The sequence below is a fragment of the Streptomyces sp. NPDC090022 genome (assembly GCF_044748145.1).
GTDB lineage: Bacteria > Actinomycetota > Actinomycetes > Streptomycetales > Streptomycetaceae > Streptomyces.
The window spans coordinates 151,670-176,220 of sequence record NZ_JBIVFN010000004.1 but is presented as its reverse complement, the minus strand read 5'-3'; the positions used below and the strand labels follow the sequence as shown (position 1 = coordinate 176,220).

23 protein-coding genes and 2 pseudogenes are annotated in these 24,551 nt (G+C 75.4%); 14 read left to right on the top strand and 11 right to left on the bottom strand.

Features of this window, described 5'->3' with window-relative positions:
- Positions 1–4 precede the first annotated feature (4 nt).
- A complete protein-coding gene (locus ACIPXB_RS11210) occupies positions 5–871 on the bottom strand; it encodes a class I SAM-dependent methyltransferase (RefSeq protein ID WP_401447511.1) in 867 nt (288 codons plus the stop codon).
- 332 nt (positions 872–1,203) lie between these two features.
- Between ACIPXB_RS11210 and rpsA the strand changes: the two genes are divergently transcribed.
- From rpsA to ACIPXB_RS11190, 4 genes are all read left to right on the top strand, one after another.
- Positions 1,204–2,709 carry a 30S ribosomal protein S1 gene (gene rpsA / locus ACIPXB_RS11205; RefSeq protein ID WP_401447509.1) on the top strand — a complete coding sequence of 502 codons (1,506 nt, stop codon included), beginning with the start codon at positions 1,204–1,206 and terminating at the stop codon, positions 2,707–2,709.
- 237 nt (positions 2,710–2,946) lie between these two features.
- The gene (locus ACIPXB_RS11200) at positions 2,947–3,885 is read left to right on the top strand and encodes a PAC2 family protein (RefSeq protein WP_401447506.1); all 939 of its coding nucleotides are present in this window, start codon (positions 2,947–2,949) and stop codon (positions 3,883–3,885) included.
- Between the two features lie 78 nt (positions 3,886–3,963).
- A complete protein-coding gene (coaE, locus tag ACIPXB_RS11195) occupies positions 3,964–4,572 on the top strand; it encodes a dephospho-CoA kinase (RefSeq protein WP_401447503.1) in 609 nt (202 codons plus the stop codon).
- Positions 4,573–4,716: 144 nt separating this feature from the next.
- Positions 4,717–5,112 carry a tetratricopeptide repeat protein gene (locus ACIPXB_RS11190; RefSeq protein ID WP_401447500.1) on the top strand — a complete coding sequence of 132 codons (396 nt, stop codon included), beginning with the start codon at positions 4,717–4,719 and terminating at the stop codon, positions 5,110–5,112.
- A gap of 43 nt (positions 5,113–5,155) precedes the next feature.
- Here the strand turns inward: ACIPXB_RS11190 and ACIPXB_RS11185 are convergent, their stop codons facing one another.
- Positions 5,156–5,413 carry a DUF6343 family protein gene (locus ACIPXB_RS11185; RefSeq protein ID WP_401447497.1) on the bottom strand — a complete coding sequence of 86 codons (258 nt, stop codon included), beginning with the start codon at positions 5,411–5,413 and terminating at the stop codon, positions 5,156–5,158.
- 120 nt (positions 5,414–5,533) lie between these two features.
- Complete coding sequence (locus ACIPXB_RS11180; protein ID WP_401447495.1) at positions 5,534–6,142, bottom strand: hypothetical protein; 609 nt, start codon at positions 6,140–6,142, stop codon at positions 5,534–5,536.
- 243 nt (positions 6,143–6,385) lie between these two features.
- Between ACIPXB_RS11180 and ACIPXB_RS11175 the strand changes: the two are divergent.
- From ACIPXB_RS11175 to ACIPXB_RS11155, 5 genes and pseudogenes are all read left to right on the top strand, one after another.
- Positions 6,386–6,493, top strand: a pseudogene (locus tag ACIPXB_RS11175) (helix-turn-helix domain-containing protein); the annotation flags it as partial.
- A 929-nt stretch (positions 6,494–7,422) separates the two neighbouring features.
- Entirely contained in the window at positions 7,423–8,049 is a 627-nt protein-coding gene (locus tag ACIPXB_RS11170) for a hypothetical protein (protein WP_401448329.1), read from the top strand.
- Between the two features lie 144 nt (positions 8,050–8,193).
- Positions 8,194–11,073, top strand: coding sequence for a DEAD/DEAH box helicase (locus ACIPXB_RS11165; protein ID WP_401447493.1), 2,880 nt, complete (start codon positions 8,194–8,196; stop codon positions 11,071–11,073).
- Entirely contained in the window at positions 11,070–12,344 is a 1,275-nt protein-coding gene (locus ACIPXB_RS11160; protein WP_401447491.1) for an SWIM zinc finger family protein, read from the top strand. Before ACIPXB_RS11165 ends, ACIPXB_RS11160 begins: the two co-directional genes overlap by 4 nt.
- A gap of 120 nt (positions 12,345–12,464) precedes the next feature.
- Positions 12,465–13,166 (top strand): chaplin family protein, encoded by a 702-nt coding sequence (locus tag ACIPXB_RS11155; protein ID WP_401447489.1) that lies wholly within the window; start codon positions 12,465–12,467, stop codon positions 13,164–13,166.
- Here ACIPXB_RS11155 and ACIPXB_RS11150 read toward each other — a convergent pair.
- The gene (locus ACIPXB_RS11150) at positions 13,163–13,846 is read right to left on the bottom strand and encodes a DUF2293 domain-containing protein (RefSeq protein ID WP_401447488.1); all 684 of its coding nucleotides are present in this window, start codon (positions 13,844–13,846) and stop codon (positions 13,163–13,165) included. The genes ACIPXB_RS11155 and ACIPXB_RS11150 overlap by 4 nt on opposite strands.
- A gap of 124 nt (positions 13,847–13,970) precedes the next feature.
- On the opposite strand from ACIPXB_RS11150, the gene ACIPXB_RS11145 reads away from it, so the two are divergent.
- Complete coding sequence (locus ACIPXB_RS11145) at positions 13,971–14,339, top strand: cupin domain-containing protein (RefSeq protein WP_401447486.1); 369 nt, start codon at positions 13,971–13,973, stop codon at positions 14,337–14,339.
- Here ACIPXB_RS11145 and ACIPXB_RS11140 read toward each other — a convergent pair.
- Both ACIPXB_RS11140 and ACIPXB_RS11135 read right to left on the bottom strand, forming a co-directional pair.
- Positions 14,273–14,844, bottom strand: a pseudogene (locus ACIPXB_RS11140) (hypothetical protein). The gene ACIPXB_RS11145 and the pseudogene ACIPXB_RS11140 overlap by 67 nt on opposite strands.
- A gap of 119 nt (positions 14,845–14,963) precedes the next feature.
- Positions 14,964–16,403: a WGR domain-containing protein gene (locus tag ACIPXB_RS11135; RefSeq protein WP_401447484.1), complete on the bottom strand. Its 1,440-nt coding sequence runs from the start codon at positions 16,401–16,403 to the stop codon at positions 14,964–14,966.
- Positions 16,404–16,497: 94 nt separating this feature from the next.
- Between ACIPXB_RS11135 and ACIPXB_RS11130 the strand changes: the two genes are divergently transcribed.
- Positions 16,498–17,154 (top strand): uridine kinase, encoded by a 657-nt coding sequence (locus tag ACIPXB_RS11130; protein WP_401447482.1) that lies wholly within the window; start codon positions 16,498–16,500, stop codon positions 17,152–17,154.
- A gap of 372 nt (positions 17,155–17,526) precedes the next feature.
- Here ACIPXB_RS11130 and ACIPXB_RS11125 read toward each other — a convergent pair whose 3' ends face one another.
- Positions 17,527–18,414, bottom strand: a complete 888-nt coding sequence (locus ACIPXB_RS11125) for a carbohydrate kinase family protein (protein WP_401447480.1) — start codon at positions 18,412–18,414, stop codon at positions 17,527–17,529.
- Positions 18,411–19,352: a pseudouridine-5'-phosphate glycosidase gene (locus tag ACIPXB_RS11120; protein ID WP_401447477.1), complete on the bottom strand. Its 942-nt coding sequence runs from the start codon at positions 19,350–19,352 to the stop codon at positions 18,411–18,413. Before ACIPXB_RS11120 ends, ACIPXB_RS11125 begins: the two co-directional genes overlap by 4 nt.
- 72 nt (positions 19,353–19,424) lie before the next feature.
- On the opposite strand from ACIPXB_RS11120, the gene ACIPXB_RS11115 reads away from it, so the two are divergent.
- A complete protein-coding gene (locus tag ACIPXB_RS11115; protein ID WP_401447476.1) occupies positions 19,425–19,667 on the top strand; it encodes a hypothetical protein in 243 nt (80 codons plus the stop codon).
- A 236-nt stretch (positions 19,668–19,903) separates the two neighbouring features.
- Entirely contained in the window at positions 19,904–20,281 is a 378-nt protein-coding gene (locus ACIPXB_RS11110; RefSeq protein ID WP_401447474.1) for a cupin domain-containing protein, read from the top strand.
- Here the strand turns inward: ACIPXB_RS11110 and ACIPXB_RS11105 are convergent.
- The 3 genes from ACIPXB_RS11105 to ACIPXB_RS11095 all read right to left on the bottom strand — a co-directional run bounded on the left by ACIPXB_RS11105 (position 20,271) and on the right by ACIPXB_RS11095 (position 23,593).
- The gene (locus ACIPXB_RS11105; RefSeq protein ID WP_401447471.1) at positions 20,271–21,626 is read right to left on the bottom strand and encodes an MFS transporter; all 1,356 of its coding nucleotides are present in this window, start codon (positions 21,624–21,626) and stop codon (positions 20,271–20,273) included. The two genes, ACIPXB_RS11110 and ACIPXB_RS11105, sit on opposite strands and share 11 nt — an antisense overlap.
- 316 nt (positions 21,627–21,942) lie before the next feature.
- The gene (locus ACIPXB_RS11100) at positions 21,943–22,518 is read right to left on the bottom strand and encodes a methylated-DNA--[protein]-cysteine S-methyltransferase (RefSeq protein ID WP_401448253.1); all 576 of its coding nucleotides are present in this window, start codon (positions 22,516–22,518) and stop codon (positions 21,943–21,945) included.
- A gap of 130 nt (positions 22,519–22,648) precedes the next feature.
- A complete protein-coding gene (locus ACIPXB_RS11095) occupies positions 22,649–23,593 on the bottom strand; it encodes a glycerophosphodiester phosphodiesterase (RefSeq protein ID WP_401447469.1) in 945 nt (314 codons plus the stop codon).
- A 192-nt stretch (positions 23,594–23,785) separates the two neighbouring features.
- Here ACIPXB_RS11095 and ACIPXB_RS11090 point away from each other — a divergent pair, with 192 nt between their 5' ends.
- Entirely contained in the window at positions 23,786–24,538 is a 753-nt protein-coding gene (locus ACIPXB_RS11090; RefSeq protein WP_401447467.1) for an MHYT domain-containing protein, read from the top strand.
- The last annotated feature ends 13 nt before the right edge of the window (positions 24,539–24,551 follow it).

The following is a 24,551-nucleotide window of genomic DNA, read 5'->3' as shown; positions in this document are numbered from 1 at the left end:
CCCCTCAGCCGCCGTCGCGGACGCAGACGAAGACCGCGGTCCCCGGGATCAGGTTGCCGCGCAGCGGGGACCAGCCGCCCCACTCCTGCCGGTTCCACGCCGGCCACTCCGGCTCCACCAGGTCCACCAGCCGGAACCCGGCCGCCACCAGGTCCCGCACCCGGTCGCCGAGGGTGCGGTGGTGCTCCACGTACACCGCCCGGCCGTGCTCGTCCTGCTCGACGTACGGAGTCCGGTCGAAGTAGGACGCCGAGACGGACAGGCCCTCGGGACCCGGCTCGTCGGGGAACGCCCAGCGGACGGGGTGGGTGACGGAGAAGACCCAGCGGCCGCCGGGCCGCAGCACCCGGTGCACCTCGCGGAAGACGTTCACCGGGTCGGAGACGAAGGGCACCGCCCCGTACGCCGAGCACGCCATGTCGAAGGAGCCGTCCCGGAAGGGCAGCGCACCGGCGTCCGCCTCCACGAGCGGGACCTCGTCCCCGATCCGCAGCGCGTGCTGGAGCTGGCGGTGCGAGAGGTCCAGGGCCACCGGGCGGGCGCCCTGCGCGGCCAGCCAGCGGGCGCACTGCGCCGCCCCGGCGCCGATCTCCAGGATGTCCAGGCCCTTCAGGGCGGCCGCCGGGCCCAGCAGCGCGGCGTCCGCCTCGTCCAGGCCCTCCGGTCCCCAGACGAAGCGGTCGTCGCCCAGGAACGCGCCGTGCTCGCTCTGGTACTCGTCGGCGTTGCGGTCCCACCAGCCACGGCTGGCGCGGCTGCTCTCCGCCTCCCCGGCCGCACGCCGCGTGGCCTCGGTGTCGTCCCCGGCGTCGTCCGGGGCGTCGCCCTCGGCTTCGTACGCGTCCTGGGGGAGGTAGTCCTCTTGGTTCATGGGGCCCGTCGTCGTAGTCTTCGGTGTCTTCGGTGGGCCCGCGCCCACGAGTTGTGCCGGAAATGCGGCGATCCGCCCCGGGTGTGCGCCTTCGCGCATTGACCCTGTCCGGCTCCCCCCGTATGCTACAAGTTGCGCTGCGAGCCTGTGCTCCTCAGACCTAGCAGGCTGCGCTCGCGTCTGTCGTAGTCCCCTCGGTTTTCGAGGCCCGCGCCGTCCTCCTGGACGGTGATGCGCGGCCTCCTTGGCTGTCCGGCGTATGCAGAGGCGATAAGGGCTCCCGGCGTAGCAGTACCTACGACTTTCTGTCCGTAACCGGAGCCCTTTCCCACATGACGAGCAGCACCGAGACCACCTCTACCACTCCGCAGGTAGCGGTCAACGACATCGGTAACGAGGAAGCCTTCCTCGCCGCGATCGACGAGACGATCAAGTACTTCAACGACGGCGACATCGTCGACGGCGTCATCGTGAAGGTCGACCGGGACGAGGTCCTGCTCGACATCGGTTACAAGACCGAAGGCGTCATCCCGAGCCGCGAGCTCTCGATCAAGCACGACGTCGACCCCAACGAGGTCGTCAAGGTCGGCGACGAGATCGAGGCCCTGGTTCTCCAGAAGGAGGACAAGGAAGGCCGTCTGATCCTGTCCAAGAAGCGCGCTCAGTACGAGCGTGCCTGGGGCACGATCGAGAAGATCAAGGAAGAGGACGGCATCGTCACCGGTACCGTCATCGAGGTCGTCAAGGGTGGTCTCATCCTCGACATCGGCCTCCGTGGCTTCCTGCCGGCCTCCCTCGTCGAGATGCGTCGTGTCCGCGACCTCCAGCCCTACGTGGGCAAGGAGCTCGAGGCGAAGATCATCGAGCTGGACAAGAACCGCAACAACGTGGTCCTGTCCCGCCGCGCCTGGCTGGAGCAGACCCAGTCCGAGGTCCGCCAGACGTTCCTCACCACCCTGCAGAAGGGTCAGGTCCGCTCCGGCGTCGTCTCCTCGATCGTCAACTTCGGTGCCTTCGTGGACCTGGGCGGCGTCGACGGTCTCGTCCACGTCTCCGAGCTGTCCTGGAAGCACATCGACCACCCGTCCGAGGTCGTCGAGGTCGGCCAGGAGGTCACCGTCGAGGTTCTCGACGTGGACATGGACCGCGAGCGCGTCTCCCTGTCGCTGAAGGCGACGCAGGAGGACCCGTGGCAGCAGTTCGCCCGGACCCACCAGATCGGTCAGGTCGTCCCGGGTAAGGTCACCAAGCTGGTTCCGTTCGGTGCGTTCGTCCGCGTGGACGAGGGCATCGAGGGCCTGGTCCACATCTCCGAGCTGGCCGAGCGCCACGTGGAGATCCCGGAGCAGGTCGTCCAGGTCAACGACGAGATCTTCGTCAAGGTCATCGACATCGACCTCGAGCGTCGCCGGATCTCGCTGTCGCTGAAGCAGGCCAACGAGTCCTTCGGTGCCGACCCGGCGTCGGTCGAGTTCGACCCGACCCTGTACGGCATGGCCGCGTCCTACGACGACCAGGGCAACTACATCTACCCCGAGGGCTTCGACCCCGAGACCAACGACTGGCTCGAGGGCTTCGAGAAGCAGCGCGAGGAGTGGGAGCGCCAGTACGCCGAGGCGCAGGTCCGCTTCGAGCAGCACCAGGCGCAGGTCATCAAGAGCCGCGAGGCCGACGAGGCCGCCGCTGCCGAGGGCGCTGCCGCCCCGGCCGCCGGCAACGCCGGTGCGGGCATCTCGGGTGGTTCGTACTCCTCGGAGTCGGACGACAACTCCGGCGCCCTGGCGTCGGACGAGGCCCTGGCCGCGCTCCGCGAGAAGCTGGCCGGCGGCCAGAGCTGATCACGGCGCAGCCTCCCGGTCGGTGACCGACCGGAAGCCGCACAGCTGAAACGGTAAGGCCCGCTCCCCTCAGGGGGGGCGGGCCTCACCGCGTTCGAGGCCCTGTTCCGGGCCCGCCTCCCGGCTTGTTCCGCGTCCGCTTCCCGCCCCTTTCATGTCAAAGAGCGTCAACGGGGGAATGACCAAGGCCCCTTGGACGTTCTTGGCTGTGAACGCGGGCGACGAGGAGTGGTGACGGTGCTTGATCCACAGGGTTTGTACGAGTGGGACGCCAAGGGCCTGGCAGTGGTCGACATGGCGCTGGCCCAGGAGTCGGCCGGGCTGGTCATGCTGTACCACTTCGAGGGGTACATCGACGCGGGCGAGACCGGCGAGCAGATCGTCGAGCGGCTCCTGGACACGCTGCCGCACCAGGTCGTGGCCCGTTTCGACGCCGACCGGCTGGTGGACTACCGGGCCCGCCGCCCGCTGCTGACGTTCCGGCGCGACCGCTGGACCGAGTTCGAGCAGCCCCGGCTGGAGGTCCGCATCGTCCAGGACGCCACCGGCGCGCCGTTCCTGCTGCTGTCCGGTCCCGAGCCCGACGTGGAGTGGGAGCGCTTCGCCGTCGCCGTCCGCCAGATCGTCGAGCGCCTCGGCGTACGTCTGTCCGTCAACTTCCACGGCATCCCGATGGGCGTCCCGCACACCCGCCCCGTGGGCATCACCCCGCACGGCAACCGCATCGACCTCATGCCCGGCCACCAGAGCCCCTTCGACGAGGCACAGGTCCCCGGCAGCGCCGAATCGCTGGTGGAGTTCCGGCTCGCGCAGGCCGGCCACGACGTGCTGGGCGTCGCCGCGCACGTGCCGCACTACGTGGCCCGCTCCCCGTACCCGGACGCGGCCCTGACCGCCCTGGAGGCGATCACGGCGGCGACCGGTCTGGTCCTGCCCGGTGTCGCGCACGCGCTGCGCACCGAGGCGCACCGCACCCAGACCGAGATCGACCGCCAGATCCGCGAGGGCGACGACGAACTGGTCGCGCTGGTCCAGGGCCTGGAGCACCAGTACGACGCGGTGGCCGGCGCCGAGTCCCGGGGCAACATGATCGCCGAGCCGGCCGAGATCCCGTCGGCGGACGAGATCGGGCGGGAGTTCGAGCGCTTCCTGGCGGAGCGCGAGGGCGAGGCGTAGCCGCGGCGTCGCGGCGTCGCGGAGCAGATGGGGCAGGGGCGGTACGGCGACGGGCACGCTGCGTCTAAGCTGCGGCCCATGCTGAAGGTAGGCCTGACGGGCGGAATCGGTGCCGGCAAGAGCGAGGTCTCGCGACTGCTGGCGGGGTACGGGGCGGTCGTCGTCGACGCGGACCGCATCGCGCGGGAGGTCGTGGAACCGGGAACGCCCGGTCTCGCGGCCGTCGTCGAGGCGTTCGGACCACAGGTGCTGACACCCGAGGGCACGCTGGACCGGCCCGGGCTCGGTGCCATCGTCTTCGCCGACCCCGAGAAGCTGCGCACCCTCAACGCGATCGTGCACCCGCTGGTCGGGGCGCGGTCCGCGGAGCTGGAGGCCGCCGCCGGGCCCGACGCGATCGTCGTGCACGACGTACCGCTGCTGGCCGAGAACGGGCTGGCGGGCCTGTACGACCTGGTCGTGGTGGTCGACGCGGCGCCGGAGACCCAGCTGGCGCGGCTGACCGCGCGGCGCGGGATGGCCGAGGACGAGGCGCGCGCCCGGATGGCGGCGCAGGCCACGCGCGAGCAGCGGCTGGCGGTGGCCACGCTGGTGATCGACAACGACGGGCCGCTGGAGGCCCTGGAACCGCAGGTCCGCAAGGTCTGGGAAGAACTGACGGCCCGCGCGGCGGCGCCGCGCGCCTGAGGGGCGCGGGGCGACGGGGCCGCGGGGCTGCGGAGCCGCAGGGGCGGCCGGGCTGCGGGGCCGTGGCCCGCTGGGTGACGTGCTCACGGAAATACCGGGCGGGGCCGGGGCGTTGACCGGTCCCGTAGAGGGAAGGAATCGACTGTGTCCGAGACCACGCCACCGCCGCCCGGAGCACCCGCCTCCGCCACCCCGGAGACCCACGTCATCGACTACCGGGCCGCCGAGCAGCTGCTCGCCGCCCGCGACCCGAGCGGCGCGGTCAAACTGCTGGACTCGGTCATAGCCGCGCACCCCGAGAACACCGCGGCCCGCCTGCTGCGGGCGCGCGCCTTCTTCGCCGCTGCCCAACTGCGGCCGGCGGAGCTGGAATTCGAGCTGGTCCTGGAGCGGGAGCCGGACAACGCCTTCGCGCACTTCGCGCTGGCCCGCACCCACGAGCGCTCCGGACGGCCCGAGCGGGCCCGCAGGCACTTCCGGCTGGCCGCCGCCCTCGACCCGCAGCCCGAGTACCTGGAAGCGGCCCGCTTCGACGACTGAGACCGACTGAGACCGACTGAGCGGAGGGCGGGGCGGGCCGCCGTCAGCGGTGCGGCGGCTCGTACGGGGGGATGTCCGGGCCGGGCTGCCAGTGCGGGCCCTGACGGATGTGGCGGACCACCAGGACCAGGTCGACGGCGACGATCAGCGCCAGGGCGGCGCAGGCGGCCGCCCACCCGGAACGGCCGACCATCGAGAACACGGCCGCCCCGCCGACGGCCCAGATCAGCCCCCAGACGCTCAGCCACAACCGCAGCCGCAGCGGACTGCGGGCGGTCACCGGCTCGTTTCCGGAACGCATGGACATCGCCTCCGGGGCTCATGTCCATGGTCCCACGCGGCCCCCGCCCGCGGCTCCCGCCCGCAGCCCCTGCTCGTGACTCCCGCCCGCGGCCTCCGCCGGGCCGCGTACGCACGTTCGTCACGGATCGAGGCGGTTCACGGCCGTGGCCGTCGTCCCGCTGAAGTCGCGCACCGGGGCGTCGGCCAGGTACCCCATCTGGCTCCACTTGACCACCGTCACGGTGGCACCGTCCCGCCCGACCCCGAAGAGGGTCACACCGGGCTCGGAATCGGGGATGGAGGTGTGCACGCCGTAGACGTGCGCGCCCTCCTCGACGCGGACCGGGCCGTAGTCCTGCCAGGACGCCGTACCGCCCGGGTTGGCGCGCAGCCAGTCGGCGGCGCAGGCCGCGATCCTGCGCTCCAGGGAGGCGGCGAGCTTGGCGGCCGCCTTGCCGGAGGCGGTCCGCCAGGAGATCTGCAGGGCGCTGGTGTCGAACTCGGTGCCGTACCGGCGGTGCCAGCCGTTGTTCGCCGGCAGGGCGCCGTCCAGGCAGAACACCGGGTGGTCCGGCAGGCCGGAGGTGACCGGGCCGGCGGACCACGGGGAGCTGGGGTGCGGGGGCAGGTCGCGGGGCTGGATGAACCCCGGCGCGGAGGCGGCCGTGGCAGTGGTCGAGGCAGCGAGGACAAGGGCCGCGGCCGCCGCGAGGGCGGCGGTGGCGAGGGCGCTGGTGCGTCGGAACACGGTGGTACTCCCCGTTCATCGTGAAGAGGTGCGAGTGCGGTGCGATCTCGTGAAGAGCCTTCCCCGGGGCCGGGGTGTCGGACGACGGAATCCGGTCGATTCGGGACACTGGAATGGCCATATGTGCTGTCACCTGGGGGAACACCCCCGGCATGGAACGGCGGCACGGGACGGGGGGAAGCCGTGGGCGAGGCGGACGGGCCGGAGGGACGGCCCGCGGAGACGGAGCGGTTCGCGCGGCTGATGCGCGAGCTGAAGGAACGATCGGGGCTGAGCTACGGCCTCCTGGCGCGACGGCTGCACACCAGCACGTCGACCCTGCACCGTTACTGCAACGGCGAGGCGGTGCCGGGCGAGTTCGCGGCGGTGGACCGTTTCGCGCGGGCTTGCGGGGCGACGCCGGGGGAGGCGGTGGACCTCCACCGCGCCTGGCTCCTGGCGGACGCCCGCCGCCGCGCGGCGGAACGCACCGGCGACCGGCGCCGAACGACACCACCCACGATCACCGGGCCCCCCGCGGCCGCTCCGGCGGCCGGCGCGGCGGCCATGCCGGGCCCCGAGCCGGAGCCGGACGCCGGGGTCCGCGGGCGGGAGGCCGCGGCGGCGGGCGGGTCGGGGAGTACGGCGGCGGCAGCGTCGGAGGGCGCACCAGGGAGTACGTCGGCGGTGCGTGCGCCGGGGGGTGCGGCGGCGTCGGCGTCCGTGAAGGAGCGGTCGGCGGAGGCCGGGCCGGAGCCGGAGGCAGGTGCGCCCGCCCTGGGCACTGCTGCGGGGTCCGGGGCCGTGCCGGAGGGAGTGGCCGGGCCGGACACCGCCGGGCCCGGGGCGGCGTCCGCGCACCGCTCCGTGCCGGGGGCAGTGCCGCTCACCGGGGCGGCAGCCGGGGCCGCGGCCGTGCCGGTCCGCGTGCCGGAGCAGGCAGCCGGGGCCGCGGCCGTGCCGGACCGCGTGCCGGAGCCGGACCCCGGGGCGCCCGGGCGGCGGGTCTGGTACCGGCGGCGGGGGGTGGTCGCCGGGGCGGGGGCGGGGTTCGCCGTGGGCGCGCTGGCCGTCGCCGCGGCGTTCGCGCTGCCCGGGGCGGGCCGGGGCCGAGCGCCCTCGGGCGTGCCCCTCACGTGGGGGCGCCTTCCTCAGGGGTGCCGGCGCCGGGCCCGGCACCGGGCACGGGTACGCGTACGGGCACGGCGTCCGCCGACGCGTCCGGCGGCGGTTCCGGGCCCACCGGCGGTCCGGTCGCGCCGAGCGGTACGCCGGCGGAGCCGCGTACGACGCCGTCGGCCGTGGCGCCCGTCGCGGTGCCGTTCACCGCCGCCGTGCGCTCGCACGTGTGGGCGTACGGGTGCGATCACGCCTACCTCGTGCGGCAGGGGCCGCAGGCCGTGCCGGCGCCGCCCGTGGAGGCCGACGCCCCGCGCTGGGCGGCGGAGCGGGAGGCGGTGCACGCGGGACGGCAGATCGTGGAGGTGACGCTGCACGGCAGGGGCGCGGAGGCCGTCGTACTCCAGGGGCTGGACGTCCGGGTGACCGCCCGCCGCACCCCGCCGGCCTGGAACGTGTACGAGATGTCCAGCGGCTGCGGCGGCGCGCTCACCCCGGCCGGCTTCCGGGTCGACCTGGACGCCCCGCGTCCGCTGGCCCGCCCCGTCGCCGGCTCCGACGCCGGCCGGACGCTCGCCGCCCCCGCCTTCCCGCTGCGGCTCTCGGCCGCCGAGCCCGTGGTGCTGCGCGTCGAGGCCACGACGACCGGATGCGACTGCGACTGGTATCTCGACCTGCGCTGGTCCGCCCCCGGCGGCTCCGGCACCACCCGGATCGACGACCGCGGCGCCGTCCTGCACACCGCCGCGCCCGGCGCCCGTCCCCGCTACGGGTACGCCCCCGAGCAGGGCGGCTGGGCCACGGGCTGACCACGGGCCGACCACCGGCCGACCACCGGCCGTACCGCGCCGAACCCGCTGGTCAGGAGCGCTGTCAGTGGGCGCGCCTAGACTCGCCTGAGGAGTGGACCCGCCAGGACCGGCGGGGCCCTGAGCGAGCGGAAGGGGGACGCCATGACCGAGGCGCTGCTGCGCCACGCGGCCGTCTTCCTGCCCGCGCGCGTCCCTCGCGAGGGCGCCCTCGCGTTCTGGTCCCCCGACGGTGAACCGCTCCCGGAGGGGTGCGGTACGGCGGGGACGCTCACGGTCGTCCGGCCGCACGGGAGCGGGGTGCGCCGCCGGACCGTGCCCGCCGTGACCCTGGGGATCACGGAGGCGCTGCCGCTGCTCGTGCGCGCCGGCGGGCGGGCGGCGCACCCGGCCGCGCGGGCCTGGGGGGCCGCCGCGCGGCAGGCCCTGGGACTGGTCGCGCGCGGCCGGCTGCTGCCCGGGGTCACCGCCGAGGGCATCGACGCCTGGCGGGCGGGGCCGCTCGACGCCGAGGACGTGGCACAGCTGCGGGCGGTCGCGGCCGCGCTGCCGTTCGAGGCGTACGCCACCGCGCGGGCCGGCGGCCGTCCGCTCCAGGTGCCCGAACCGGAGGCGCTGGTGCGGGCGTTCACCGACGCCGTCGCCGACGTCCTGCCGCGCACCCCGGCGGCGCCGTACGCCGCGGGCCGGCCCTTCGCGGCCGCCGAGCCGCAGCGGGTGCCCGGGATACGGGACTGGGCGGCGCAGGTCGCGGCCGGAGCCGATGCCGGGGTGGGGATATCGCTGCGCCTGGACCTGTCCTCGTACCAGCTCTTCGACGCCGACCGGACGGATACGCCGAGGGAGACGCGGGCGGACGCGCGGGGGGACGCGCGGGGGGACGCGCGGGGGGACGCGCCGCCGCGGGGCGACGTCCGCCGGGCGGGTGCGGCCGTGGTGCAGGTGCACAGCCTCGCGGACCCGACGCTGGTGGCCGACGCCGCCGCCCTGTGGGCGGGGACGGCGGCCGCCGGGTTCGGCCCGCGGGCTCGGATCGACGCCGTGCTGGCGCTGCGCCGGGCGGCCCGGGTGTGGCCGCCGCTGCTGCGGCTGCTGGAGCAGCCCGTGCCCGACGTCCTCGCGCTGTCCGACCCCGAGCTGGAGGACCTGCTGGGGACGGCGGCGGCCGCCCTGGCCGCGGCCGGCGTCCTCGTGCACTGGCCGCGCGAGCTGGCCCGTACGCTCACGGCGACCGCGGTCGTCCGCCCCACCGCGCCCGGCTCGGCCACCGACGGCACCGCCTTCTTCGACGCGGCCGCCCTGTTCGCCTTCTCCTGGGAACTGGCCCTGGGCGGCGACCGGCTGACCCCGGGCGAGATGGACGCGCTCGCGCAGGCACACCGGCCCGTGGTGCGGCTGCGCGACCAGTGGGTCCGGGTGGACCCGGAGCTGGTGCGCAAGGCCCGCAAGCGCGAGCTGGGACTGCTGGACCCGGTGGACGCGCTGGCTGTCGCGCTCGGCGGCACGGCCGAGGTGGACGGGCAGACGGTCCCGGCGGTGCCGGCCGGCGCGCTCGCCGAGCTGAGGGAACGGCTGACCGGGGAGCTGGAGCCCCTGCCCGCGCCCCCCGGCCTCAAGGCCACCCTGCGCGACTACCAGGCGCGCGGCCTGGCCTGGCTGGACCGGATGACCTCGCTCGGGCTCGGCGGCTGCCTCGCCGACGACATGGGCCTGGGCAAGACGGTCACGCTGATCGCCCTGCACCTGCACCGGGACCGGCCCGAGCCGACGCTGGTGGTGTGCCCGGCGTCGCTGCTGGGCAACTGGCAGCGGGAGATCGAGAAGTTCGCGCCCGGGGTCCCGGTGCGCCGCTTCCACGGCAGCGCGCGCAGCCTGGAGCCCGGCACCGGCGGTTTCGTGCTGACGACGTACGCGACGATGCGGGCCGGCGCCGCCCGGCTCGCGGGGCAGAGCTGGGGCATGGTCGTCGCCGACGAGGCCCAGCACGTGAAGAACCCGCACTCGGCCACCGCCCGGGCGCTGCGCACCCTCCCCGCCCCGGCGCGGGTGGCGCTGACCGGCACCCCGGTCGAGAACAACCTGTCCGAGCTGTGGGCGCTGCTGGACTGGACGACGCCCGGCCTCCTCGGCCCGCTGACCACCTTCCGCGCCCGGCACGCCCGCCCGGTGGAGCACCAGCAGGAGGAGGACGGGGGCAACGAGGCGGCGGTGGCCCGGCTGGCCGCGCTGGTCCGGCCGTTCCTGCTGCGCCGCAAGAAGTCCGACCCGGGCATCGCGCCCGAGCTGCCGCCCAAGACCGAGACGGACCATCCGGTCTCCCTCACCCGGGAGCAGGCCTCCCTCTACCAGGCCGCGGTGGACGAGGCGATGGCGGTGATCGAGGCGAGCGAGGGCATCGAGCGGCGCGGGATGATCATGAAGTTACTGGCCTCGCTCAAACAGATCTGCAACCACCCGGCGCAGTACCTGAAGGAGGAGCGCCCCCGGATCGCGCACCGCTCGGGCAAGCTCGCCCTGCTCGACGAGCTGCTGGACACGATCCTGGCCGAGGGCGCCTCCGTGCTGGTCTTCACCCAGTACGTGACGATGGCCCGGATCCTTGAGGCGCACCTGGCCGCGCGCGGGATCTCCGCCCAGCTGCTGCACGGCGGCACGCCCGTGCCGCGCCGCGAGGAGCTGGTGGACCGCTTCCAGTCCGGCGAGGTCCCCGTCTTCCTACTGTCGCTGAAGGCCGCCGGTACGGGGCTGAACCTCACCCGTGCCGGGCACGTCGTCCACTTCGACCGCTGGTGGAACCCGGCCGTCGAGGAGCAGGCCACCGACCGCGCCTACCGGATCGGCCAGACCCAGCCCGTCCAGGTGCACCGCATCATCGCCGAGGGCACCGTCGAGGACCGGATCGCCGAGCTGCTCCAGGCCAAGCGGGCGCTGGCGGACGCGGTCCTCGGCTCGGGCGAGTCGGCGCTGACCGAGCTGACCGACCGCGAGCTCGCCGATCTCGTCGCCCTGCGGAGGCCCGCATGATCACCGCCCGCGACGACCGCCGCCGCACCTTCGACTCCGTACCGGCCGGGGGGACCGCCGGGACGGGGGCCGGGGAAGCGGCCGGGGAGGCGGCCGGGGCGGCGGCCACCACCTGGTGGGGCCGGGCCTGGGTGTCGGCCCTGGAGCGGCTCGCGCGCGACAGCGCCCGCCCCCCGGCCCGCGGCCACGGACCCGCCGAGGCCGGCCGTGTCGACGCGGTGACCGTCACCCCGGGCCGGATCGTCGCGTACGTCCGCGGCAGCCGGCCCCGCCCCTACCGGACGGAACTGGCCCTGACGCCCTTCCCGGACGCCGAGTGGGACGACCTGCTGGAGACGCTGGCCGGCGACCCGGCCGCCCTCGCGCCCCTCCTCGAACGCGAGCTCCCCCGGTCGCTGGCCGACCTGCTGCTGCCGGTCCCCGGCGAGCTGCTCGCGCGCTGCTCCTGCCCGGACGCCGATCGCCCGCCCTGCGAGCACGCCGCCGCGCTGGGCCACCGCGCGGCCCGGCTCCTGGACCAGGACCCCTTCGTCCTCCTGCTGCTGCGGGGCCGCGGCGAGCGGGAGCTGCTCGACGCCCTCACCCGGCGCAGCGCGGCCCACGCCGCCCGTGAACAGCCCGAGCGGACCCCCGACCTCCCCACGGTCGCGGCCGGGGCGGCCCTCGCCCGCCCGGTCCTGCCGCTGCCCGTGCCGCGCCCCGTCCCGGGGGCCGCCGGCCTGCCGCCCGGCTACCCGGCCGACCCCGGCGCCCCCGACCCGCTGGCCCTGGACCAGCTGGCCACCGACGCGGCCGCGCGGGCGCTGGCCCTGCTCGGCACCGGTGCGGACCCGCTCGCCGGGCTCACCCTGTGGCAGGACGCCGTCCGGCTCGCCTCCGCGCACGCCACGGCCGGCCTGACCGGCACCGCCCGCACCCTCTACCGCGACCTGGCCCGCGCCACCGGCCGTACCCCCACCGACCTCGCCCGCGCCGCGGCGGCCTGGCGACAGGGCGGCCCCGCCGCCCTCGCCGCCCTCGAAGAGCCCTGGGACCCGCCGGCCGGCCCCTTCGACCGGGCCCGCCCCGCCCTCCTCGCCGCGGGCGAGGGCGCCTTCCGCCCCGACCGCAACCGGCTCACGTTCGCCACGCTCCAGCTCCGCCTGGGCCGCGACAGCCTCTGGTACGCGTACGAGTCCCGCCCGGGCGACGACGACTGGTGGCCCCGGGGCCGCCCTTCCCCGGACCCGGTGGTCGCCCTGCGCGGCCCGGTTCCCGGCACCGGTATATAGGCACATCCCCGTACACGATGGAGTGAAATGCCTATCGGACCTATAACCCGTATGGGTCTACCGCGTTGATACCGGTGCGGGTGGTTCGCCCGTGAACTCCTGACGGAAAGCGGGAAACTGATGCGGCACAGTCGTCGAAGTGGCTTGATCGCGGCGGTGGTTGCGGGAGGCGGGCTGGCCGCCGTGGGCGCGGGCGGACTCGCCGTCGCCGACGCGGGGGCGAGCGGGCAGGCCCAGCGGTCACCGGGGGTGCTCTCCGGGAACCTGGTGCAGCTGCCGGTGCACGTACCGGTGAACGTCTGCGGGAACACGGTCAGCGTCGTCGGGGTGCTCAACCCGGCCGCGGGGAACCGGTGCGCCAACGACGGGGGCGGGCATCCGGGGCAGCGGTCCTCGCACCCCTCCAAACCGGGCGGGGGGAAGAGCGCGGGCGGCGGCGACCGGAGCGGGAACGGGGGCGGTGCGCGCGCCGAGGGAAGCGGAAAGGATTCACCCGGGGTGCTCTCCGGGAACGGGATCCAGCTGCCGGTGGACCTGCCCGTCAACGTCACCGGGAACTCGGTCAACGTGGTGGGTGTGGGCAACGGCGCCGGCGGCAACACCTCGGTCAACGGGACGACGCCCGCCAAGCCCGTCCTGCCGCCGCCCGCCGTGCGGCCCGTGGAACCGGCGAAGCCCGCCCCGCTGCCGGCGCCCGAGCCGGAGTCCGGGCCGGGCGCGCTCGCGCACACCGGGGCGGACGCCGCCGGATACCTGCTGCCCGGAGGCGGGGCGCTCCTGCTCGGCGGGGCGCTGCTCTACCGGCGGTTCCGGCTCGGCTAGGGGGTGTCCGGCGGATCAGGGGCGGACAGCTGCGGGGTCCGCCAGGCGTCCAGGATCGCGTCGATCCGCGGAGCCAGCCGCGCCCGGGCCTCGAAGCGGTGCACTCCCGCCGCGAGCAGGGCGTCGTACTCGGTGTCGAGGTGGCGTACGGCCGCCCGTACCGCCACCGAGACGGCGGGTTCCTCCAGGGCGCGGCCGGCCGCGGTGCGGCCCACCCGGCCGCTGCCGCGCAGGGAGGCGTGGGCGGCGATGGCGGCGGCGCGGTCGGGCGGGCACCCGGGGAAGAGCCGGCGTATCTCGGCGGCGAAGGCGGCCGTGAACACGACGTCCTGCGCGGCGCGGCGCAGCCGGGCGCGGTCGCGGCCGCGGGCGCGGGACTCGGCGTCCGCCCGGCAGGACCGTTCCGCCCGGGTCAGAGCCTCCGCCTCGACCAGCAGACCCTGGCGCTCGTAACGCCGCCGACGCTTGTTGAAGCGCACCACGACGGCCGAAAGCGAACTGCCCGTCCGGGCCCGGCGGGTGAGCGCCGCGTCACCGCGCGGCAGATATACCAGATGCCCGAGGTCGGCACAGTCCAGACAGCGGGGCACCCCGGACAGGCGGACCAGGCGCGGCAGCGGGCCCTGTCGGCACCCGGCGCAGTGGATCTGCTTCCGTGACTCGAACACCACCAGGTTCATGACGAGTTGATACCGCTCCCCGGTGGACATATCACCTGCGCGGACATACCACCTGCGCCGTCGCGGCGGACGGTGCTTCGCCAACTCCTCGTCAGTTCAAGCCACTCGTCCTATCGTGTGATTCATGGGACTAGTGGTGCGTGAGGTGGTCATCGAGCCCGGCGGCTCCACCGGATGGCACTACCACGTGTGCGAGATCGCCGCCGTCGTGAAGTCCGGCACGCTGACCCGGATCCTGCGGGACCGCTCCGTCGAGGTCACCTCGGCGGGCGGCGCGTTCATCGAACCCGCCGGTATCCGCCATGCCCACATCGGACGCAACCTCGGAACCGAGCCGGTGGTGATAGAGGTCCGCTACGACCTGCCCGAGGACCGGCCGTTCGCCGTCGAGGTGCCCGCCCCGCCCGCCCCGCCGGACATCCGGCGTCAGCCCCGGGCGCCGATCGCGTGCTCGGTGAAGTTCCCGGCGGTGCGGAAGCCCAGGCGCCGGTAGAGCGGCTCGCCCGCAGCCGAGGCCTGGAGCACGGCAGCGCGTCCCGCGACCTCGCGTAGAAGTCCAGCACCGTCGCCGACGGCGGCTGCCAGTTGGCGGCGAGCACGGCGGCGTAGTCCGCCAGCCCGTCGACGGTCGTCACCCGGCGGATCCGCAGGCCCTCCGGCTCCGGCACGGGCGGCAGGTCGCCGGGCTCCGCCCACATCGCGTACGTGCTCTCGGTCACCGGCAGCCCGGCCGCGGTCAGCAGCCGGCCCAGATCCGCCGGGGTGGAGGCCGGCCCCACCCACCAGGAGAAGGGCCGCCCCGTGGCCGACAGCTCCCGCACGGTCCGCGCGATCCGCTCCGGCGCCCCGGCGGCGGTGAACCGCGCGGCCGCGACGACGTTGAAGGTGTCGTCCCCGATCCCGCTGTCCGCGACCAGCAGATCCGGCTCCTCCGTCACGGTGGCACCGGACAGCCGCCGGTGCAGATGGCAGGCGTGCTCGGCGAGGTTGCGCTCCATCCGGTCCAGGAGATCACCGGGTCCGGTTCGCCGGAGGTGCGGGGCTGCGTCCATGCTGGTCCCAGTTCACCATGGACCGGCAGGGGGCCTCGCACCCCGCGCCCGGGAGCCGCGCGGGCTCAGACCAGTCGGCGTATCTCGCCGCGCACCCGGTAGAAGCCTCCCGACGCGGCATGCAGCCCGTCGACCACGTACCGCGCGCCGGGCTCCCGGATCCCGCGCGGGAACTGCACGTTCCACGACCGGTCGAAGTCCCCCGACACCACCTGCACCCGCAGCCTGCCGCTCTGCTGGACGCACTCCACCACCACGCCGCCCGCAGGCGCCGCCGACACGGTCGCCACCATCGAGGCGGACGCGGCCGGGGTGTACACGGGCAGCGCGGCCGCCGACTTCACGTCCAGCGCCGTCGGCACCGAACCCTGCTGGGCCGCGGCGATGGCCGCCTCGCTCGCGTCCACGCACACCAGCGACCCGTCGGTGGTGACCAGGTACAGCCGCTCGTCCAGGTACTGCATCGACAGGGCCGAGCCGCTGCCCGTGCGCAGCTTCCACAGCCGCCGCCCGTCCGCGTCGAAGCAGTACACCGACGAGGAGGAGTCACCCGCGAACACGTGCCGGCCGTCCGGGGACGTCGCGCACGAGTACACCGCCGCGTCGCACCGGTAGGAGGCCTCGATCGCGCCCGTCGCCTTCGCCAGCCGCTGCACGATGTTGTGGCCCGTGCCCGCGTAGACCGCGTCCGCCTCCTGCCAGCCGAAGAGCACCCCGCCGGTGGTCCGGGTGTGCCACAGCTCCCCGCCGCCGTCCGGCGCGTACGCCGTCACGCCGTGCGTGTGCCCGTGGTACACGGCATCCGCGTCCGCCCGCACCATCCAGGCGTTCGACCCGGCCGACCTGCGCGACCACTGGTACTCGTCCTCGTGGTCGATGACGGTCAGGCCGCCGCCCGCGTCCGAGACGTTGAGGACGCCCTCACGGATGTCGAGCCAGAAGATGTCCACGTCCGGCGCGATGTCGTAGGCCCCGAACGGCACCTTCGAGGACAGGTCGTACACCGTGCCGTCGTCGCACCCCGCGTATATCCAGAACTCGTCCGCGACCAGGCACTTCACACCGTCCGGCAGCGAATACCGGGCCAGCACCTCCCCGCCGTGGCTCAGCGTGTAGACGTCCCCCGACTGGTTGCCGACCCAGCAGCGGTCCTCGTCCACATGGATGCCGAACGCCGCCGCCCCCGTGCGGAAGCGCCACAGGACCGGGGCCACGGCGCGGGCCGTCGACGGCGCCGACGTCACCTGACGGCGGGTCACCGCCCGGGCGGCACGCTGCCCCTGGACCGCCGGCGCGTAGCCCTTGCGGACCTTCTCGCCGATCTTCTTCGCGGCGGCCGCGCGCGCCTTCTCGACGGTCGGGAACGAGGACGTCTGCAGCTGGCCGTCGGCGCCGATCCGGCCGTAGCGCACCGCCACCGCCGTGCCGTCCACCGTCACCTCGTAGAACTTGTGCGCCCCGCCGCCTTCCTGCGACAGCTCCAGGTACGTCGTCTCGCGAGCCATGACAGACCCCTCCCCACGGTGGGGCCCGACGGCCCTGTTCGCGCCGGTGTTCCCCTCGTGGAAAACGCTACGGGCGACCACTGACAATGGGGTGGTGCAGCTGGAACCGATCACCTGGGAGCGGATGGCCGAGCGCCTCGCCGCCCGCGTCGTCGAGCGGACCGGAGCGCGGACCGGGGGCCGGGACGAGGCCCCTTGGCTGCGGATGGCGGTCGACGGCGCGCCCGCCGCCGGCACCGGCACGCTGGCCGAGCTGACCGCGTCCGCGCTGCGGCTGCGCGGCCGCTCCGTCCTGGTCGTCCCGGCGCAGGGGTTCCTGCGGCCGGCCTCGCTGCGGCTGGAGTTCGGCCGCGAGGACGTGGAGTCGTACCTGCGCGGCTGGTACGACACCGCCGCGCTCTGGCGCGAGGTGTTCACCCCGCTGGAGCCGGGCGGCACCGGGCGCGTCCTGCCCGACCTGTGGGACCCGGTGACCGACCGGGCCACGCGCAGCCCGTACACCGCACTCCCGCCCGGCGCCGTGGTGATCGTGCACGGTCCGCTGCTGCTGGGGCACTGGTTCCCCTTCGACCTCAGCGTCCACATCCGGCTCTCCCCGGGCGCGCTGGCCCGCCGTACGCCGGAGGCGGAGCGCTGGACCCTGCCGGCGTTCGCGCGCTACGAGGCCGAGACCGACCCGGGCACGGCGGCCGACACCCTGGTCCGCGCCGACGACCCCCGCCACCCGGCCTGGACGGGCCTCCCGAACTGACCCGCCCCCCACTCGCCGCCCCCGGGGCCACTGCCCCTCCTGCCTGCCGCCCCCGACTACCGGCCTGCCGGCGTGCCGTCCGGGGGCGCTGGTCTGGCGGCGGGTCCACCGGCCCGCCGCCCGGACTCAGTGGCCTGTCGGCCCTGCTGCCCAGGCGCGTCGGCCTATCGGCCTGCCGTCCGGGGCTACCAGTCCGTTGCCCGGCTGCCCGGCTGCCCGGCTGCCCGGCTGCCCGGCTGCCCGGGGCCACCGGCTTGTCGCCCGGGCGCGCCGGCCTGTCGGCCCGGGGCCCGGGGCCTCCCGTGCTCCTCGGAACGGGGCCCCGAGCGGGGTGCGTGCCGCGTGCGGTGGCGCCGCGCGGCGGGGGTCGGGTTACGGGCGGCCGCCCAGGCGGGTTACCGCTGACGCGGCTGCGCGGCAGCCCGCTCGGGCCGCTTCCGCCGGGTCCGCACCCGCGAGGCGGGCCGCCAGGAAGCCGCCCGTGAAGGCGTCGCCGGCGCCCGTGGTGTCGACCGCCGTCGCCGGTTCCGCCGGCACCTCGGCGCTCACCGCGCCCGCCTCGGCGACCAGTGCCCCGGCCGCCCCCCGGGTGACCACCACCAGCGGGAAGCGCAGGCTCAGCGCGGCCGCCGCCCGGGCCACGTCCGCCGTGCCGGCCAGCAGCCGGGCCTCGTCCTCGTTGGGGAGCAGCACGTCCGCGCCCGCCACCGCGGCGAGGAAACGTTTCACCCCCAGGTGGGCCAGGAACCCCGCCGACGCGGGGTCCACACTCACCGGCACGCCCCGGGCCGTGGCCGACCGCAGCGCCAGCTCCGCCAGCGCCCGGCTGCTGTCGGCGAAGTACAGGTAGCCCGACAGGTGCAGCCGGGCCACCCCGTCCAGCAGCGACGGCGTCCAGTCCGCGGGCGACAGCCGCAGCGCGGCCCCGCTGTCGGTCAGGAAGGTCCGCTCCGCGTCCTTGCCGACCAGCGCCACCACCGTCCCGGTCGGCTCCGCCGGGTCGACCACCAGGTGCGGCCGCACCCCGGCCGCCAGCAGCGCGCTCTCGTGCCAGGCGGCGGACTCGGCGCCCACCCGCGCCAGCAGCCGTACCTCGGCCGCCCCCTGACGCGCCGCCCAGCACGCGGCGTTGGCCCCCGCCCCGCCCGGCAGCGTACGGATCCGGGCGGCCGTGTCCGTCGCCGGCGCGAGGGGTTCCGTATGCACCGCGACGACGTCGGTCACCACGTCCCCGATGACCAGCAGCGCTCCTCCGCTCACCGCGCCGCCCCCGCCCCCGGCTCCGCCCACGCGGCCGCGATCCGCGCGCCCAGCCGCACGTTCCCGCGCACCGCCGCCAGGTTCGCCTCCAGCGAGGCCCCGCCCGTCGCCCCGACCAGGAAGTCCAGCAGGAACGGCGTCACCGCCTGCCCCGTGATGCCCCGCTCCCGGCACTCCTCCAGCGCCTGCGCCAGCACCCGGTCGTGCAGCGCCGGATCCAGCTGCTCCGCCTCCGCCACCGGATTGGCCACCAGCAGCGCCGACGCGGGCCCGGCCAGCGCGTCCTGAGCGGCCATCACCCGTGCCACCTGCTCCGGCGAGTGCACCGTCCAGTCCACCGGCTCGCCCGAACTCGTCAGGTAGAACCCGGGGAAGTGCGCCGTGCCGTACCCGAGCACGGTCACCCCCAGCGTCTCCAGCCGCTGGAGCGTCGCCGGCACGTCCAGGATCGACTTCACGCCCGCGCACACCACCGTGATCCGCGTGCGCGCCAGCAGCGCCAGGTCCGCCGACTCGTCCTGCGTGTGCGTCCATTCCCGGTGTACGCCGCCCAGCCCGCCCGTGGCGAAGACCCGCAGCCCCGCCCGCGCGGCCAGGAACGCCGTCGCCGACACCGTCGTCGCGCCCGTGGCCCGCGCCGCCACCGCCGGAGCCAGGTCCCGGTGGCCGAACTTGCGTACGTCCTCGCCGCCCGCGATCCGCTCCAGCTGCTCCTTGTCCAGCCCCGCCCACGGCACCCCGTCCAGCACCGCCACGGTCGCCGGAACCGCGCCCTCCGAGCGGACGATCGCCTCCAGTTCCTCGCCCACCGCCAGATTGCGGGGGCGCGGCAGGCCGTGCGCGAGGATCGTCGACTCCAGGGCGACGACCGGCTGACCCCCCTCGAGCGCCTCGCGTACCTCTTCGGACAGGACCGGAATCACGGTGTGCTGTGGCATGTCCCCATCCATGGCACGGGACGGGCGCCTCCAAACGCCGCCCGGCCCCGGCTGTCCGACTACCGTCCCCCCATGGACCCCCGCGGCTTCTACGACCGGCTGTCAGCGCGCTACCACCTCATGTACGCCGACTGGGACGCGAGCACCGCCCGCCAGAGCCGCGCCCTGGACGCCCTGCTCACCGCCGCCCTCGGTCCCGGCCCGCACACCGTCCTCGACAACGCCTGCGGCATCGGCACCCAGGCCCTGGGCCTGGCCGCGCACGGTCACCCGACGCCGTCGTCTGCGCCGACAACGCCCTGCCCCACCTGCTGACCGAGCACGACGTGATCGCCGCCCCGGCCGGCACGTCCCCGGGCTGCCCGGCCGGGCACCGTGAACCGGGTACGACGGACCTGGGTACGCCGAACCCGGCGCCGTGAACCGGGCACAGTGAACCCGGTACGCCGAACCCGGCGCCGTGAACTGGGCAGAGTGACACGTCGGCGGCGCCGATCGTGGACGGGTTGACCAGGCTCGGCGGCCTCGCGCGGCGGCTAGGGTGGCGGGCCATGAGCACCCGTGATCACACGCCCGCCCCCGCCTCGTTCGCCGTCTCCGTCCCCGACATCCCGGACGCCGAGCTGGAGGCCGAGGACCTCGACCCCGCGCAGATCGTCTCCGGTGAGCCCGTCGTGACCGGCAAGGTGCTGTGGGAGTCCCCGGACGGTACGCAGGTGCGCGGCATCTGGCAGATCACGCCCGGCGTGGTCACCGACACCGAGGCCGACGAGCTGTTCGTCGTGGTCAGCGGGCGCGCCACCATCGAGGTCGAGGGCGGGCCCACGCTGGAGGTCGGCCCCGGCTCCGCCTGCGTGCTCCGGGAGGGCGACAAGACCACCTGGACCGTCCACGAGACGCTGCGCAAGGCCTACCACATCAGTCTGTGACGCCCTTGCCGGGCCGCGGACCGGCCTCGACGCCGGCCTCGACGCCGGCCCCGGCCTCGGCGGCCGCGTCCCGCTCCGGATGGCGGCGCGCCGTGAACAACGCGAGCGCCGCCATCGGCAGCAGCAGCGCCGCGCCGCCGGCGTTGAGCCAGCCGTAGCCCGCCTGGGCCACGATCAGGCCGGCGACGGCGCCGCCGACGCCCGCGGCCGTGTTCATCGCCAGGTCCGACAGGCCCTGGACGGCCGCCCTGGCCGGCTGCGGCACCGAGTCGGTGAGCAGGGCCGAGCCCGCCACCATCCCCGCCGACCAGCCCAGCCCCAGCAGGAACAGGCCGGCCGCGGTCTGCCCGTGACGGGGTCCGGCCGTACCGGCGAGCAGCGCGGCGAGCGAGAGCAGCCCGGCCGCCAGTCCGGTCACCGCCAGCCGTCCGATCCGGTCGGCGAGCCAGCCCATCACCGGCGAGAAGGCGAACATCCCCGCGATGTGGCCGCTGATGACCAGGCCGATCAGCTGGAGCCCGGCCCCGTGGTGCCCGAGGTCGAGCGGGGTCATCACCATGATCGACACCATGGTGGTGTGGGAGACGACGACGGTCGTCAGGGCCAGCCGGGCCCGCGGCGACGCCTTCACCGCGGCGATCCCGGCCCGCAGCGAGCGGCCCTCGCGCGTCTCCTCCCCGGGCGCGGCCAGGGCCCGGGCCGTCAGCAGCGGATCGGGCCGCAGCAGGGCGCCGACCAGCAGGGCGGTCAGGACGAAGATGGCGGCGGCCCACAGGAACGGGCCCGCCGCCGCGGGTATGGAACCGCCCTCGAAACTCTCGCTGGCCGGCGCCGAGAGCGTCGGGCCCAGCACCGCGCCGAGCGTGGCGGACCACACCACGAAGGCGATCGCCCGCCCCCGCCGGTCGGGTTCGGCGAGATCAGCGGCCGCGAACCGCGCCGTGAGGTTGGCGGAGGAGGCCGCGCCGAAGGCGGCCATGCCGAGCAGCAGCAGCGGGAAGTTCGCCACGACCGCCGCCAGCACCACCACCACCGCGCCCACCGCGCCGATCAGGTACGCCAGGACCAGCCCGGCCCGCCGCCCGCGCCGGGTCATCAGCGCGGCGAGCGGCAGGGAGACCAGCGCGGTGCCCGCCACCGAGGCGGTGGAGGCGAGCCCCGAGAACTCCTCGGTGCCGCTGACCTCGGTCGCCAGAACCGGGGCCAGCGCGATGCTGATGGGCACACCCAGGCTGCCCACGACCTGGCTGGCCACCAGGACGGACGTGGTGCGCCGCCGCAGTCGGGGCAGGTCGTCGGGGGTCACGGCGGGCAGTGGTCGCGCGGAGGTCTGCGAGGTGGTCACCGGCGCAGTCTTCCAGCCCGCACCGCCGAGCGAAACGGAAAATCCGCCCGGGCGGATGCGCGGCAGGCCGGGCGACCGCCGCGTACGCGCCTGCCGGCAGCGACCGCCGCGTACGCGCCTGCCGGCAGCGACCGCCGTGTGTGCGCCTGCCGGCGACGACCGCCGTGTGTGCGCCTGCCGGCGACGACCGGCGCGTGTGCGCCTGCCCGCAACGACCGCTGCGTGTGCGCCCGTCCGTAGCGACCGCCGCGCGCGCCTGCCCGCAGCGACCGCCGCGTACGGCCCCGCCCGCAGCGACAGCCGCGGGCGCGTCCGGTCAGAACAGCGGGGCCGGCAGGACGCCCTCCAGTGCGAGCAGGGCCCGCTTGGTCTCCACGCCTCCGCCGAACCCTCCGATGCCGCCGTCGTTCTCCACGACCCGGTGGCACGGCACCACGAGCGGCAGCGGATTGGCGCCCATCGCCGCGCCGACCGCCTGGGCCGCGCCCGGCCGGCCGACCCGGGCCGCCAGTTCGCCGTACCCGACGACCTGTCCGTAGGGCACCGACGCGGCCAGTTCCCGCAGCACCAGCCGGTTGAACCCGGAGGTCAGCCGCCAGTCCAGGGGCAGGTCGAAGGTCCGCAGCCCGCCCGCGAAGTACGCGGCGATCCGGCGCACGGGCTCGGCCAGCCGCACCTCCGCGCCCTCCGCCGGGCGCCAGGCGGGCAGGCCGAGCCGGGCCGCCAGCGGGTCGATCAAGTCCGTGGAGGCATGGAACTCCACCCGGACCAGGCCCTCCTCGGTCGAGGCCAGGAAGAGCGGACCGATGTCACTGCCGATGACGGTCCACTCCAGGTGCGGCCCGGCCGGCGGCCCGCCGCCGTCACGCCCACCGCCGTCAAGGCCGCCCACGTCACGCCCGCCGCCGTCACGCCCACCGCCGTCACGGCCGCCCACGTCACGCCCGTCGCCGTCCACCGATGTGCTGTCCACGCCTCCACCGTACGGCGCCCCACCGACATCGCGGCCCGCGCGCGCGGCGTCAGAACCCGCCCACCGCCTCCCGCACCACGTCGGGGGCGTTGCTGATGATCCCGTCCACCCCCATCGCCTGCACCTTCCGCGCGGTCGCCGGGTCGTCCACGATCCAGGTGTCGACCTCCATCGCCCTGCCGTGCACCCCGGTCACCCGGTGCGCCGCCGCCACCCACTCGGCCGAGATCGTCGTGTGCCACGGGTTGATCCGGTCGGCGAACTGCCCGTACCGCGCCAGGTCCGCCTCCGGCGGGGTGCCCAGGAACGCCGTCACGACGTCCGGTCGCAGCGCGTGGACGATACGGACGCAGTCGGCGTCGAAGCTCTGCACGACCAGCCGGCGCCTGACGTGCTGCTCGTCGAGCCAGCCCGCCTCCAGGAGGACGCGCAGGGTGTCCCGCTCGATCCCCGGGTACAGCTGCGGCTTCTTGATCTCCAGCAGCAGCCGCTGCTGGTTGTCGTCCACCCGGTCGAGGTACTGGCGGAGCGTCGGCACCCGGGCCCCGGCGAACCGGGCGCCGAACCAGCTGCCCGCGTCCAGCGTGGCGATCTCGGCGGCCGTGAAGTCCTGCACGCGCCACGGCTTGCGGTCCGGGAAGCGCGCCTTGACGTCCGTCGTCCGCGTCAGCGTGTCGTCGTGGATGACGACCAGCTCGCCGTCCTTGGTGCGCTGCACGTCGTTCTCCACCCAGTCGACGTACATGGCCGCCGCGGCGTCGACGGCCGCGAGGGTGTTCTCGGGGGCGTACGACGAGGCCCCCCGGTGGGCGTACACCACGGGCGCCCCCACCAGCCGTACCGGGTCGGAGCCGGCGCGGGACGAGGGCGACGACGGGGACGAGGGCGACGACGGGGCGGGGGTGGTGGCCGTGGCGGAGGAGGCCGTACCGGCGAGGGTGAGGGCGAGGCCCAGGAAGGCGGCGGCGGCCGCGGCAACGGGTCGGACGTACATGTGCGTTCTCCTCGGTCGAAACAGCGTCGGCGGGCGGCCCGGCCGGAAATGGATCACGGCCAATCCGGCCCGAGGCGGTGCGCGAGGGCGGCCTGCCGCCCTACGCTCGGGCCGTGCCGGGCCCGGCACGGCGCACGGGGGAGCGGGCGGGGGCCGGGGGTGGCGAAAGGGCGGGCAGGGATGCAGGGTGGGATGCACGGCGCGGTCGTCGGCGTGGGCGGCTATGGCTGGATCACGCCCCTCGTGGGGTTCCTGACGGCCTGTCTCGGCGGGGCGCTCGGCCTGCGCTGCACCACCCGGTCCCTCCTCGTCGAGCGCTCGTGGCGGCCGGGCTGGGCGGCGCTGGGCGCCACGGCCATCGGTTCCGGGATCTGGACGATGCACTTCATCGCGATGATGGGCTTCACGATCACCGGGTCGCCACTGAACTACGACAAACGGACCATGGCCGCGAGCCTGGCGGTCGCGGTGGTGATGGCCGGGGCGGGCATCGTGATCGTCCGGCACGGCCGGGGCTCGGTGCTGTCGGTCCTCACCGGCGGCACGATCACCGGTCTGGGGGTCGCCTCCTCGCACTACCTGTGCATGGCGGGGGTGCGGCTGCACGGCCGGTTCGTCTACGACAACCTCCTCGTCGCCCTCTCCGTCGTGATCGCGGTCGTCGCCCTGACCGCCGCCGTGGCGATCGCGGTCCGGCGCCGCGGCCCGCTGCCCACGCTGGCGGCGGCCCTGCTGACCGGCGCCGCGGCCACCGGCACCCACTACGCGGGGATGGCGGCGCTGCGGGTCCGGCTGGACCCCGGGCCCGTCGCCGCCGGGGAGCCGGTGGCCCCGTCGCTGGCCCCGATGCTCGCCGGTCCGCTGGTGCTGCTGGTGGGGGCCGGCTTCCTGGTCCTGCTCGGCCCGCTGCTGCTCACGGCCCGGCCCGGGCGCGCGGATGCGTGAGTGTCAGTGGGGG

Excerpts from the sequence above, each read along its gene's own strand:
- ACIPXB_RS11095 (WP_401447469.1), bottom strand. The coding sequence starts at position 23,593 with ATGTACGTCCGACCCGTTGCCGCGGCCGCCGCCGCCTTCCTGGGCCTC.
- rpsA (WP_401447509.1), top strand. The coding sequence starts at position 1,204 with ATGACGAGCAGCACCGAGACCACCTCTACCACTCCGCAGGTAGCGGTC.
- ACIPXB_RS11160 (WP_401447491.1), top strand. The coding sequence starts at position 11,070 with ATGATCACCGCCCGCGACGACCGCCGCCGCACCTTCGACTCCGTACCG.
- ACIPXB_RS11210 (WP_401447511.1), bottom strand. The coding sequence starts at position 871 with ATGAACCAAGAGGACTACCTCCCCCAGGACGCGTACGAAGCCGAGGGC.
- ACIPXB_RS11155 (WP_401447489.1), top strand. The coding sequence starts at position 12,465 with ATGCGGCACAGTCGTCGAAGTGGCTTGATCGCGGCGGTGGTTGCGGGA.
- ACIPXB_RS11150 (WP_401447488.1), bottom strand. The coding sequence starts at position 13,846 with ATGAACCTGGTGGTGTTCGAGTCACGGAAGCAGATCCACTGCGCCGGG.
- ACIPXB_RS11145 (WP_401447486.1), top strand. The coding sequence starts at position 13,971 with ATGGGACTAGTGGTGCGTGAGGTGGTCATCGAGCCCGGCGGCTCCACC.
- ACIPXB_RS11090 (WP_401447467.1), top strand. The coding sequence starts at position 23,786 with ATGCACGGCGCGGTCGTCGGCGTGGGCGGCTATGGCTGGATCACGCCC.
- ACIPXB_RS11110 (WP_401447474.1), top strand. The coding sequence starts at position 19,904 with ATGAGCACCCGTGATCACACGCCCGCCCCCGCCTCGTTCGCCGTCTCC.
- coaE (WP_401447503.1), top strand. The coding sequence starts at position 3,964 with ATGCTGAAGGTAGGCCTGACGGGCGGAATCGGTGCCGGCAAGAGCGAG.
- ACIPXB_RS11185 (WP_401447497.1), bottom strand. The coding sequence starts at position 5,413 with ATGCGTTCCGGAAACGAGCCGGTGACCGCCCGCAGTCCGCTGCGGCTG.
- ACIPXB_RS11165 (WP_401447493.1), top strand. The coding sequence starts at position 8,194 with ATGACCGAGGCGCTGCTGCGCCACGCGGCCGTCTTCCTGCCCGCGCGC.
- ACIPXB_RS11135 (WP_401447484.1), bottom strand. The coding sequence starts at position 16,403 with ATGGCTCGCGAGACGACGTACCTGGAGCTGTCGCAGGAAGGCGGCGGG.
- ACIPXB_RS11115 (WP_401447476.1), top strand. The coding sequence starts at position 19,425 with ATGGACCCCCGCGGCTTCTACGACCGGCTGTCAGCGCGCTACCACCTC.
- ACIPXB_RS11120 (WP_401447477.1), bottom strand. The coding sequence starts at position 19,352 with ATGCCACAGCACACCGTGATTCCGGTCCTGTCCGAAGAGGTACGCGAG.